Origin of the sequence: Bacillus sp. 005/A4HT-01/001 (genome assembly GCF_004634445.1) — a bacterium.
Taxonomy (GTDB): Bacteria; Bacillota; Bacilli; order Bacillales; family Bacillaceae; genus Bacillus; species Bacillus altitudinis.
The window spans coordinates 58,388-71,146 of the sequence record NZ_SEIZ01000008.1; the positions used below are offsets into that span (position 1 = coordinate 58,388).

Genomic DNA, 12,759 nt, shown 5'->3' on the forward strand with positions numbered 1-12,759 from the left:
TTTTTTATTTTGTTCATCGTTTTTTCATATGTTCATGATATAACATGACATGAAGGATAATTCCATATAAAATAACAGTAGATGTTATTTTATTGATGATAAGAGCTGGGAGGACGACCATGAGTTGGAATACGAATTATGAGCGTTGGATCAATGAGAAGCACCTGGATACTGAACTAAGGGAATGGCTGGAGGCACATCAAGATGATCATCAAGCACTTGAAGACTGTTTCTACAAAAACCTTGAGTTTGGTACCGGAGGAATGCGCGGAGAAATTGGTGCTGGAACGAACCGAATGAATGTTTACACTGTTCGAAAAGCATCCGCTGGTCTTGCTGCGTATATTGCAGCACATGGAGAGGATGCAAAAAAAAGAGGCGTCGCCATTGCCTATGATTCACGCCATAAATCTCCTGAATTTGCGATGGAAGCGGCCAAAACACTTGCTTCACATGGCATTCAAACATACGTATTTGACGAACTGCGTCCGACACCAGAACTCTCTTTTGCAGTTCGAGAACTGAATGCCTTTGCAGGGATTGTTGTGACAGCAAGTCACAATCCGCCGGAATATAATGGCTATAAAGTATATGGAGAAGATGGAGGCCAAATGCCCCCATTTGAAGCAGATCAAGTCATTAAAGAAGTAGATGCCATCGAAAATGAATTAGCCATTTCAGTGGAATCAGAAGAAGTATTGAAGCAAAATGGTTTGATCCGTATGATTGGTGGAGAAATCGATCAAGCGTATATGGAAAAATTAAAAACCATTCGTGTGCACCCTGAGCTTGCAAAAGAAGTCGATGTCAAAGTGGTGTTTACCCCGCTTCATGGGACGGCGAATAAACCTGTCCGAAACGGACTTCAGGCCTTTGGTTATAAGCATGTGACGGTTGTACCTGAACAGGAAAAACCAGATCCGCAATTCTCGACGGTTACGTCTCCAAATCCAGAGGAGCATGCCGCTTTTGAATACGCCATCAAGCTTGGCGAAAAGCAAAATGCTGATATGTTGATTGCGACAGATCCAGATGCAGATCGATTAGGTATCGCTGTGAAAAATCATGATGGTGAATTTACCGTTTTGACCGGCAACCAAACAGGCGCCTTACTACTTCATTATTTATTATCTGAAAAACAAAAACTAGGTCAGCTGCCGCCTCGCCCCGTTGTGATGAAAACGATTGTGACAAGTGAGCTTGGGCGTGCTGTTGCCTCAGCATTTGGAGCTGACACGATTGATACGCTCACTGGCTTTAAATTTATCGGAGAAAAAATCAAGCAGTTTGAAGAAAGCGGAGAATACACGTTTCAATTTGGCTATGAAGAAAGCTACGGCTATTTGATCGGTGATTTTGCACGAGATAAAGATGCAGTTCAAGCGGCGTTATTAGCAGTTGAAGTCGCAGCCTTTTATAAAAAACAAGGCAAGTCATTATACGATGCTCTTGTTGATATTTTTAAGGAATTTGGATTTTACAGAGAAGGGTTAAAGTCATTAACCTTAAAGGGGAAAGTAGGAGCGGAGCAGATTTCTGCTATTCTTCATACCTTTAGATCAAACCCACCAGCTTCTATCGCCGGTCAGCGCATTACGGTCATTGAGGATTATCAATCAAGTCAAAGGCACCTTGTGGCTGAAAAGAAAGAAGAAACGATTCATCTGCCGGCATCAAACGTCCTGAAATATTTCCTTGAAGATGGCTCATGGTTTTGTTTACGACCTTCTGGTACGGAGCCTAAAGTCAAATTTTATATTGCAGTCAAAGGCACATCGTTAACAGACAGCGAAGAAAAGCTGAAACACTTATCAGAAGAAGTCATGAAAGTCGTCTATGACATTGTGGAAGAAACAGCTAAATAAAATATCACAAAGCCATCATGTCATGCATGATGGCTTTTTCTCAGTCAAAAGGATGAGAAAAAATCATCCTTTTTGAGAAAGAGCCGCACAGATGCTCATGGTATAATCAACATATTGATCAGAGAGGCAGTAAAAGCCGGGGGTACACACGATGGGAGAATACCAAGAAAAAGTCAAAACATTAAAAACGTTAAAAGAAATTGCTGAAAAGCTAAATGAAGGGATGGAAATGAAGGAAACGCTTCATGAAGTGCTTCATATGCTTATGGAAGTGACAGGCTTTCAAACAGCATGGATTTATTTTATAGAAGAAGACGGATCGTATGAACTAATGGCAGAAGTATGCTTACCTGAAGCGCTAGCAAAGCATCAAAAAGAGCTCATGTGTCAAAACGATTGCTATTGCATCAACCGCTACACGAAAGGCTCACTGCAATCAGCGACCAATATCATCAATTGTAAACGGATTGAAACGGCGATTGAGCAAAAGCTTGGAGATACAGAAGGAATTACCCATCATGCAACCGTTCCGCTCCAAGCATGTAAGCGTACGTTTGGCTTATTAAATGTGGCGGCAAAAGGGAAGGTCACATTTACACAGGAGGAGCTGAATCTGCTTGAAAGTATTGCACTGCAAATTGGTACGGCTATTCAGCGTATGAAGCTTGTGCAAAATGAGCAGCAGCATGCACTGCTAGAAGAACGAAACCGGCTTGCGCAGGATTTACATGATTCTGTGAATCAAATGCTGTTTTCCGTGAGTTTGACTGCAAAGGCAGCGCGTCAAATGACAAGTGATCAAAAATTAGGTGAAATGATTGATTTTATTCAGCATTTATCACAAGATGCCCTCATTGAAATGCGATCACTCATCTGGCAGTTAAGACCAAAAGGACTTGAAAAAGGATTTACGACAGCGATTGAAGAGTATGCACAGCTTTTAGGTCTAAATTGTTCATTGTCTTTATCAGGCTGTATGGAAATAGATCATTCAAAGCACGAGACCTTATTTCGCGTATGCCAAGAAGCTCTAAATAATTGCCAAAAGCATGCGGGTGTTGAGAAAGTAGAGGTCAAACTGGAGCAATCAGGAGATACGTTTGGTATGAAAATCATCGATCAGGGAAAGGGATTTCAGTATGATGAACAAATGAGTCTTCCTTCACTTGGATTGAAAGGGATGGCTAAACGTATTCGTAGGGTGGGAGGTACATTATGTATCAACTCTGAGCTAGGGAAAGGAACCACGATTCATGTGAAAGTCCCATTTTCTCAAGAAAGGAAGGGATTGTCATGAGAGTAGTCATTGCAGATGATCATCATATTGTCAGAAAAGGGCTGGTCTTTTTCTTGCAAACCCAGCCAGATGTAGACATCGTTGGTGAAGCATCCAATGGAGAAGAGGCACTACAGGTAGTGAGGCAGACAAAGCCTGACATTGTCTTGATGGATCTCTCTATGCCTGTAATGAATGGGATTGAGGCAACAAAGCAAATGACACTCGACATGCCGGAAGTCCGCATTGTCATCCTGACAAGCTATGCAGATAAGGACTATGTCATCCCTGCTATCCAAGCGGGAGCGAAGGCTTATCAGCTCAAGGATGTAGCACCTGAAAAGCTTCTCACGACAATGATTGAGGTGCAAAATGGTACGTACCAGCTAGATGGTCATATTACAGCGTTTCTTGTCCAGCACCTAACAGAACCTAAAGAGCAAAAATGGACATTGATGAACGAACTGACCAATAGAGAACGTGATGTCTTATTTGAAATTGCGAAAGGGAAAAGTAACAAAGAAATTGCCTCATCGCTTTTTATTTCTGAAAAGACTGTGAAAACTCACGTGTCTCATGTGTTATCAAAGTTAGAGCTGGCAGATCGAACTCAGGCCGCTCTATATGCGGTAGATTATCAAAAAAATCAGCCGAAAGAGCTGTTGTAAACAGTCATGGTGGACATTCCAAAAGACTTCATGAGTATCTCTCGTGAAGTCTTTTCTTCTTTATGAAAGGCGGTTAGTAAAAGGCTGAAAAGAAAACAAAGAGCTAAAATAAAGTTCATTTTAGCCCTTTGTCAACATCGAAAATCAACCTTTTCCTTTATGTGTACATCGGTTCAGCATATGCTTCAGCAACGGCAGCCTCTGAAGCATGGTCGATATACTGCAGGAGCCCATATAAACATTTTTCAACATCAGCATCGTTCCGGTTAAATTGATACGCATGTAAGAAATGCTCAATACGTTTTGAGAGCAAATCATCTTGCGTACGGACCATAAGAATAAGTAAATTATCCCATTGCGAGCGATGCGTATAATAAAGTGCTTTATCATAATCCGCCACATTCATTAAACCTTCTCCTTTCCCTTGAGAAGTCCTCATTAGTTTGCTCGGATCAGGTCGACTTTTTCAGGGGAAAAGTTGGTGTCTGCATAAACAGGGTACCGGGAATTATAGGCTGAATAAATGCTTGATGTATGAAAAAGAACCAACCAGCAAAACCTAAACAAAATAGACATGAAAGTGAGAATATTGATATTATGCACCCGAAATTATGGATGCTTTTTGCAGCAGGAATTATTTTATTTGGCAGTCTGATGATTCATCCATCTTCACAAGCAGCTGTGCAGCCGGCAGAGAATTGGGAAAGACTTGCGTATACTGCCTTGCAAGATGAATATGAAGGCGCCGCTTTAAACGATTATCATTACATTGGACGTACACAAGTGAATGAAGATCAAACAAAAGATGTGTTTCGCGTGACCGTGAAGGAAGGATCCACACGATTTGCAGCACATGCAGAAATTTATTTTCATCCAGTGACGGGTCATTTGATTAGTATTAACGTATTTCGGCTATAAAAAAGCACCTCTTTTAAAAAGAGGTGCTCCAGCTGAAAAGAAGATTTATTTCATGCTTCCTTGAAGATATGAGCGAATATCCACACCGAGTGAATCCGCTAAACGCTGTCCATAATCTTCATCTGCACGATAGAAGTTACAGATCGCAAGTAATTTCGTTTTTTCATTTACGTCTTTCAAGTCAGCTGTCAAGTTTTTGATCAATGCTTGTTTCTCTTCTTCAGAGTAGCTTCGATATTTTTCTCCAGCTTGTTTGAAATCGTTTGGTTTTTCGATTTTTTGTCTCACCATACGGTCACCGTGAAGAACCGGTTCACTTTCTTTGTAGTGAGGGTTTTCTTTTGGCTGATCGTCATAACGGTTTGGTTCATAGTTAATATGACCGCTTGGACGAGTTGTTGTCATAAAGCCATCTTGTTGGTTATTGTGAACAGGCGCATAAGGACAGTTCACTGGGATGCGCATGTAGTTTGCACCTAGGCGGTGACGCTGCGTGTCAGGATAAGAGAACAGTCGGCCTTGAAGCAGTTTGTCTTCAGATGCTTCAATTCCTGGTACTAGGGCACTTGGCGTGAAAGCAGATTGCTCTGTTTCAGCAAAGAAATTTTCTGGATTGCGGTTCAGTGTCATGCGGCCCACTTTTTGCAGCGGATAATCTTCCTCGCTCCACGTCTTCGTCGGATCACATGGATCATAATCTAGTTCATCATAATCACTGAGCGGCATAAGCTGAACGTAAAGATCCCATGCTGGATAATTTCCTTTTTCAATACGATCATACAAGTCTCTTGTCGCATGCTGGAAGTCGTTTGCTTGGATTTCTGCAGCTTCTTCCATCGATAAATTGCGAATGCCTTCTGATGGTCTCCAGTGGTATTTCACATATTTTGTTTCTCCGTATTTGTTTACCCATCTAAACGTATGAACACCAGAACCGCGCATTTCAGCGTAGTTCGCAGGAATACCTTCGTCAGAGAAGAGCCATGTGAGCATGTGAGTGGATTCAGGTGTTAACGTCATAAAATCCCAATAACGGTCAGGATCTTGAATGTTGGTTACAGGATCTGGCTTGAGAGAGTGAACCATGTCAGGGAATTTGAGTGCATCACGAATGAAGAAGATCGGCAAGTTGTTCCCAACTAGATCATAGTTGCCTTCTTCTGTATAAAATTTGACAGCGAAACCACGAGGGTCACGTAATGTTTCAGGTGAACCTTTAGGGTGAATAACCGTTGAGAAACGGACAAAAACGTCTGTTTGTTTTCCTTCTTCACTTAAGAAGGCTGCTCTTGTATGTTTCTCCATGCTATTTTCTACTTCAAACACACCATAAGCGCCGGCGCCCCTTGCATGAACAACACGCTCTGGAATACGTTCACGGTCAAAGTGTGCAAGTTTTTCAATCAAATGGTAATCATCAAGAAATGAAGGCCCTCTGTGACCAGCAGTTCTTGAGTTTTGATTATCGCCAACTGGCACGCCTTGATTCGTCGTCAAATTTTTATGATTAGAATTTGTCATTCTTTTTCTCCTCCTGTAAACAAAAAATGGTTTCTAGCAATCTATATACCCTAATTATATTGAATCAAACATGATAGTCAATATTTATTTATAATAATTTTAAATAAATTATTATTACAAGGAGGTAAAGAAAAAGACGAAAGAAATAAATTCTTTCGCCTTAGAGCAGAAGCTCTCTTAGAGCATCTTTGTTTTGTGTTAAATCACTTAATGTGTATTGGTCAAGAACGCGTAAATAAGCAGTGAGAGCTTCATGAAGTACGTGCTTTAATGAACAAATCGGGGAGATAATACAGCTGTTTTTCTTCGGATCAAAGCATTCAACCATGACTAAATCATCCTCTGTATAGCGGACAACCTCACCAATATTAATGCTTTCTGGGCTTTTCCCCAGCCTAATCCCACCATTTCTTCCGCGGATCGTTTCTACATAACCACGTTTTCCAAGATGGTAAATGACCTTTGTCAGGTGATTTTTCGAAATGCCATAAATATCGGCAATCTGCTGAATATTTGACAGTTCATTGTTTTCTCTCGAAGCTAAATAAATGAGTACCCTTAATGAGAAATCTGTATAATTCGTAAGTTTCATTTGGACGACCTCTAAACCTAATAGAGTTTTGTATCATCGTAACACATTTTAGACAAAAACTGTTCGAGAAAGTACTAAATGTGACAACATTTAAAACATGCATTTTAAATATTGCTTTTATAAGCTGTCATCCATTACGATAAAGATGTATTTAAAATACATCTTTTGAAAGAAGGAATAACGATGTTATCCACAGATCAAATGAATGCCATAAAACAATCAGCCCCTCTTCTAAAAGCTGAGGGAACAAAACTTGTGACTGTTTTTTATCAAAATATGATTAGACAGTACCCAGAGCTACTCAATCAGTTTAATAAAACAAATCTCATGAATGGAAGCCAGCCAGAGGCGCTTGCCGCAACACTCTATCAAGCTGCACTGCACATTGATCGCTTGGCAGACTTGTTACCTGCTGTGAAACAAATTGCCCATAAGCATGTCAGTGTCATGGTGAAAAAAGAGCAGTACCCAATCGTCGGATATCACCTTCTTGAAGCAATGAAAGAGGTATTTGGGTTATCAGAGGAAGATGACACATTGTTGGCTTGGAAGGCTGCATATGACATCATTGCGAATATATTCATCACCATTGAGGCAGAAATGATGGCTGAAAATGTGAAACAAACGGGTGGATGGGCAGATGTCAAACCGTTTATTCTGAAGAAAAAGAAACAAGAATCTCCATCACTCATTTCCTTTTATTTCGTACCAGAGGATGAATCTGAGCTACCAATGTATGAAGCTGGTCAATACATTACGGTGCAGGTAGATATGCCGGGTGAAGCCTATGTATGCAGCAGACAATACAGTTTATCAGATCAATATCACCCATCTTACTATCGCATCACCGTGAAACGAGATGGGCATGTCTCCACATTCCTGCATGATGAAATGAGAGAAGGCGATATTCTTCACGTCAGTATGCCGCAGGGAATGTTCTGCTTGCAAGATGACACAAAAGAACCCGTTTATTTGATTAGTGCCGGTTCTGGTGTCACACCAATGATTGGTTTAGTGAAAACAGCGTCGCATAACAATCAGCCATTCACGATGATTCATGCAGACAGACTAGAGGATGTAACCGCTTTCGAACAAGAGTTTGAACACGTTCTCACTTCATCTCCAGAGGGGCGTATTATCCTTTGTAACGAACAATTTGAAAAGAGTGGAAAGAGTGAGCTGGTTGAGAAGGTGGCTACGCGGATTGACCGACCTTTCCTTCAATCAGTCATTGGTGAAGGAAAAGGCCAATTTTATGTTTGCGGTTCTCCAGCATTTACTCAAGAGATGATCCTTATTCTAAAAGCGATGGACATCCCAGAAGAGAATATCCATTTTGAAGCGTTCGGCGGGCAGTCCATGAAAGAAATGGAAGTCGTCTAAACAACTGGCTGAACATCATGTTTTTTTAGGTACGCTCATATAGTAGGGATAAGTCCGATGAGGAGGGATGGTTTCCTTGAGCGTAACTGAAAAGCGTCTTTTACAACGAGCCATTGATGAAATTACAGAAATTGCAGAAGGATTTGGTCTAGATTTTTATCCGATGAGGTATGAAATCTGTCCCGCGGAGATTATTTATACATTCGGTGCATATGGCATGCCAACACGATTTAGCCACTGGAGCTTTGGAAAGCAATTTCACAAAATGAAGCTTCATTATGATTTAGGATTAAGCAAAATTTATGAGCTGGTGATTAATTCAAATCCTTGCTATGCCTTTCTCCTTGATAACAATTCGCTTGTTCAAAATAAACTAATTGTGGCTCATGTCTTGGCACACTGCGATTTCTTTAAAAACAACTGCCGTTTCCAAAACACAAAACGAGATATGGTGGAAAGTATGTCAGCGGCAGCAGAGCGAATTAAAGAATATGAACATATCCACGGTACAAAAGAAGTCGAGTCTTTTTTAGATGCTGTATTGGCATTGCAGGAGCATATTGATCCGTCGCTTGTTCGTTCAAAATTAAGCTGGAATCTCGACGATGAAGATGAATATGAAGAGGACAAACCAAAACGTCAAACGCCATATGATGATTTGTGGGGAATGGATGAATCAAAAACACGTGAGAAAAAGAAAACGATCAAGCAATTCCCCCCAAAGCCAGAAAAAGATATTTTGCTCTTTATCGAGGCACACTCCCGGGAGCTAGAGCCTTGGCAGCGGGATGTGCTGACGATGCTGAGAGAGGAAATGCTCTATTTTTGGCCACAGCTAGAAACGAAAATCATGAATGAAGGCTGGGCATCGTATTGGCACCAGCGGATTATGCGTGAACTTGATTTAGATTCAAGTGAATCGATTGAATTTGCCAAATTAAATGCAGGTGTCGTGCAGCCATCTAAGACAGGAATCAATCCTTACTATTTAGGGCTGAAGATTTTTGAAGATATTGAAGAGCGCTACGATCATCCATGCGAGGAATTAAAAAAAGCAGGAGTGACGGAAGGGTCCGGTCGCAGCAAAATGTTTGAAGTGCGAGAAATTGAATCAGACATTTCTTTTATTCGAAATTACTTAACGAAAGACCTTGTGATGAGGGAAGATTTGTACTTGTTTCAAAAGCAGGGGAGAGACTATAAAGTCATTGATAAAGAATGGAAGGCAGTCCGTGATCAGCTAGTCAGCATGAGGGTCAATGGCGGCTTTCCGTATTTGACAGTCATCGATGGTGACTATTTAAAAAACAATGAACTCTATATTAAACATTGGTATGAAGGCATTGAGCTCGATCTCAAATACTTAGAAAAGGTACTTCCATATTTGCATCAGCTATGGGGAAGAAGTGTGCATATCGAGTCAGTTCTTGAAGGAAAAGAAGTGATGTTTTCATACGATGGAAAAGGGGTTCATAGGAAGTATCTCACTTAATGATCAAAAAAGATGTCTACGACTAGACATCTTTTTTTGTGATTAGCACTTTATTGGTTTTTCAGCAGTTTGAAAATGTGTTTCGCTTGATCTGTATTTTCCATGAGCCCTTTTAGCTGTTCGCTTGTTGGTCCATAAGCATAAAATGGTACTTCATCCCCTGTATGACCTGATGTGGTCCAGCCTGTATGAGACCTTGTATTGATGACTTTTTCGATGGCAACATCAATTTGAACAGGATCTTTTGTTTCAGCTGCCTTTTGAATAGAGGCGATTTCCTCTTTTGTGAAATCAAGGTCGATGTATTGTTTGAGCGCAGTCTCGACCGTCATACCCTCTACAATTTTGTTTGCAATGAAATCAGGTGTCTTTTTTGCTGCTTTGACAGGCTGATAATCCCAGCTGCCCGAGCCGTCTGCCCCGAAGGAAAGGCCGCCAGTTGAATGATCTGCGGTCGTGATGACTAATGTGTTTTTATCCTTTTTTGCGAAACGAATGGCTTCTTCAAATGCTTTTTCAAAATCCTTCATCTCACTCATCGCACTGACAATATCGTGGTCATGTCCAGCCCAGTCAATTTGACTGCCTTCAACCATGAGGAAAAATCCTTTTTTGTTTTTAGACAGCTGTTTGATGGCTGAGGATGTCATGTCTTGCAAAGAAGGGGTCGTTTTATCACGATCAATTGCTTTATCGAGACCACCGTCAGCAAAAATGCCTAACAATTTTTGCTGTTTGTTTTTTTGTAAGTCAGCTTTATTGGTTACGTAACGATAGCCTGCTTTTTGAAATTCTTTCGTCAAATCACGATCTTTGCGGACAAAATCGATCAGTCCTCCGCCAAGCATGACATCGACTGTATGCTGTTTGCCAATTTTCTCATCGAAGAAATCATCAGCAATGGCTGCTGTGTTTTTTCTAGACACATCGTGGGCGGCATACGCAGCAGGTGTCGCATTGGTTAATTCAGATGTGACGACGAGACCAGTAGACTTTCCTTTGCGTTTTGCTTCTTCTAATACTGTTTTTAGTTTTTTGCCATTTTTGTTTACACCAATGGCGTTGTTGTATGTCTTTTGACCAGTTGCCATGGCTGTACCAGCTGCTGCTGAATCAGTAATGTTACTTTTAGAATCATCAGGGTATGTTTTATGCATGCCAGTGAGGTAAGGGTCAAACGCTGTTTGCTTGGAAAGATCACCGTTGTGTTTAAATGAGCGGTAAGTTGAAAGGTAAGGTGTTCCCATGCCATCTCCAATGAGCACGATCACATTTTGTACGTCATTTTTTGGTTTCTTTTTAGCCTCAGCTTTGTCAGCCTGTCCAAATTCAATTCCTGAAAAAATACCAATCGATAACACTGATGCGGCTGCGATTGCAGCTATTTTCGTTTTCGAGCTTTTCAACACACTCATTCATTTTGCCTCCTCATTGTTTATGTATCGCTCTCACGTTTACAATGGTAGAGCAGAAGTGTGGATTCCAAATGACAGCACCGTAAAGTTCACTTTAAAATTGTAAAGGTCCACTTTACATAGAATGAACCAAAAAGAGAAATGAATGTATGATTTATCTATGACAAGATGCATTTGTTTTGTCATGATTGTGTAATAAAAATGAAATAAAAAGAACCCTAAAAAAAAATAATTTTTGCCGAATTAATAAGCATAATGTCGTAGGAAGTCAAGACTATTTCTTCTGGTATTCGATCCTTATAATAGAAAGTAGATAAAAATTCGGATCACGATAGATACATACAGGAGGAACAAATGAAAAAACAATTGATCACAGCTGCAAGTGCAGTTCTACTTGGGACGACATTATTTGCCGGAGCTGCCTCAGCACAATCAGTAAAGGTTCAAAAAGGTGACTCTCTTTCTGTTCTAGCGAAAAAATACAAAACAACCGTAAGTAAGATTAAATCAGACAATAAACTGAAATCTAACACGATTTATGTTGGACAAACTTTAAAAGTGAATGGTACTTCTTCAAAAAAGGTAACGAAAACATCAAAAACAACAACAAAAGTAAAAGCGTCTTCAGCGACAGCCACTCATAAAGTTGTCAAAGGTGATACTTTATCTAAAATCGGCAAAAAATATGGAATGACAGTGAAAGAGCTGAAATCGTTAAATAAACTCAAAACAGATCTGATTAAAATTGGACAAAAGCTGAAAGTGAAAAAGACATCCAAAGTGAAACCAACACCTGTCAAAGAAAAAACAGTTGCTACTTCTTCTTTAAACACGTCTAAACTCGTAGCAGATGCGAAAGCACAAAACGGTACACCATATAAATGGGGTGGAACGACACCGAAAGGCTTTGATTGCAGCGGTTTTATGTGGTATATCATTAACAAACAAACAAAGATTTCAAGACAAACAACTGAAGGTTTTTGGGGATCAATGAAAAGCGTCTCAACACCTAAAGTTGGAGATTTTGTCTTCTTTACAACCTATAAATCTGGCCCATCTCACATGGGTGTCTACCTTGGGAACAACAAGTTTATCCACGCTGCTTCTGATGGTGTGACGATCAGCGATATGACTTCAAGCTATTGGAAGCCAATTTACCTTGGCGCAAAGACATTTGTAAATTAATAATGGATCTTAAGAGACTGCTTACTAGGCAGTCTCTTTTTTTGTATATCGTTTGCGCAGCTCAATCAGTCCTTTATCATAGCTCTCTATGAGTCTAAAGGCTTTTAAATAAGCAAAAGTGAAGACAAGTTATCAAAAGAATAATTTTATTTTCACTTTATAAAAATTATATCAAAAAAGTATAATTTTGTATGTTGTATAATAAATAGAAGAAGCCAAGCTATGATTTGAATAAAGATTGAAGAAAATCTACCCTGATGATTGACAAATATTTTGTTGATAAATAAGAATTTTCACTCTATTTCGAAAAAAAGTGTTTTCATTTTTTAATTTTCATATATAATAATTTTACGCCACTAATTTATTGCGCTAAATTAAATCTAAATATTCAGAAAATAAAGTGAATTACGAAGTGGTGGCGTCTTTAGACGGATACTAAGTTTT

General features: G+C 39.9%; 11 protein-coding genes. 7 read left to right on the forward strand and 4 right to left on the reverse strand.

The genetic code is table 11. The features are described 5' to 3' along the window. The first annotated feature begins 119 nt into the window (after positions 1–119). The 3 genes from ES896_RS18110 (at position 120) to ES896_RS18120 (ending at position 3,809) form a co-directional block, all read left to right on the forward strand. A complete protein-coding gene (locus ES896_RS18110) occupies positions 120–1,865 on the forward strand; it encodes a phospho-sugar mutase (protein ID WP_081114740.1) in 1,746 nt (581 codons plus the stop codon). A 151-nt stretch (positions 1,866–2,016) separates the two neighbouring features. Next, a complete protein-coding gene (locus ES896_RS18115) occupies positions 2,017–3,162 on the forward strand; it encodes a GAF domain-containing sensor histidine kinase (protein ID WP_135227136.1) in 1,146 nt (381 codons plus the stop codon). Further along, positions 3,159–3,809 (forward strand): response regulator, encoded by a 651-nt coding sequence (locus tag ES896_RS18120; protein ID WP_048001774.1) that lies wholly within the window; start codon positions 3,159–3,161, stop codon positions 3,807–3,809. Before ES896_RS18115 ends, ES896_RS18120 begins: the two co-directional genes overlap by 4 nt. 157 nt (positions 3,810–3,966) lie before the next feature. Here the strand turns inward: ES896_RS18120 and ES896_RS18125 are convergent, their stop codons facing one another. Continuing rightward, positions 3,967–4,215, reverse strand: coding sequence for a YhdB family protein (locus ES896_RS18125; protein WP_008349000.1), 249 nt, complete (start codon positions 4,213–4,215; stop codon positions 3,967–3,969). 191 nt (positions 4,216–4,406) lie between these two features. On the opposite strand from ES896_RS18125, the gene ES896_RS18130 reads away from it, so the two are divergent. After that, positions 4,407–4,727 (forward strand): YqzG/YhdC family protein, encoded by a 321-nt coding sequence (locus ES896_RS18130; RefSeq protein WP_375803965.1) that lies wholly within the window; start codon positions 4,407–4,409, stop codon positions 4,725–4,727. A gap of 45 nt (positions 4,728–4,772) precedes the next feature. Here the strand turns inward: ES896_RS18130 and ES896_RS18135 are convergent, their stop codons facing one another. Together ES896_RS18135 and ES896_RS18140 are read right to left on the reverse strand one after the other, a co-directional pair. Continuing rightward, positions 4,773–6,248, reverse strand: coding sequence for a catalase (locus ES896_RS18135; protein WP_035703421.1), 1,476 nt, complete (start codon positions 6,246–6,248; stop codon positions 4,773–4,775). A 160-nt stretch (positions 6,249–6,408) separates the two neighbouring features. Further along, complete coding sequence (locus ES896_RS18140; protein WP_007497090.1) at positions 6,409–6,840, reverse strand: Rrf2 family transcriptional regulator; 432 nt, start codon at positions 6,838–6,840, stop codon at positions 6,409–6,411. Between the two features lie 183 nt (positions 6,841–7,023). Between ES896_RS18140 and ES896_RS18145 the strand changes: the two genes are divergently transcribed. Next, the gene (locus ES896_RS18145) at positions 7,024–8,223 is read left to right on the forward strand and encodes a globin domain-containing protein (RefSeq protein WP_135227137.1); all 1,200 of its coding nucleotides are present in this window, start codon (positions 7,024–7,026) and stop codon (positions 8,221–8,223) included. Positions 8,224–8,290: 67 nt separating this feature from the next. Beyond that, positions 8,291–9,715 carry a SpoVR family protein gene (locus ES896_RS18150; protein ID WP_428004183.1) on the forward strand — a complete coding sequence of 475 codons (1,425 nt, stop codon included), beginning with the start codon at positions 8,291–8,293 and terminating at the stop codon, positions 9,713–9,715. Positions 9,716–9,765: 50 nt separating this feature from the next. Here the strand turns inward: ES896_RS18150 and ES896_RS18155 are convergent, their stop codons facing one another. Then, a complete protein-coding gene (locus tag ES896_RS18155; RefSeq protein WP_135227139.1) occupies positions 9,766–11,130 on the reverse strand; it encodes an alkaline phosphatase in 1,365 nt (454 codons plus the stop codon). Positions 11,131–11,484: 354 nt separating this feature from the next. On the opposite strand from ES896_RS18155, the gene ES896_RS18160 reads away from it, so the two are divergent. Continuing rightward, on the forward strand, positions 11,485–12,315 hold the full coding sequence (locus tag ES896_RS18160; RefSeq protein WP_008348987.1) for a C40 family peptidase: 831 nt from the start codon (positions 11,485–11,487) through the stop codon (positions 12,313–12,315). Positions 12,316–12,759 lie beyond the last annotated feature (444 nt).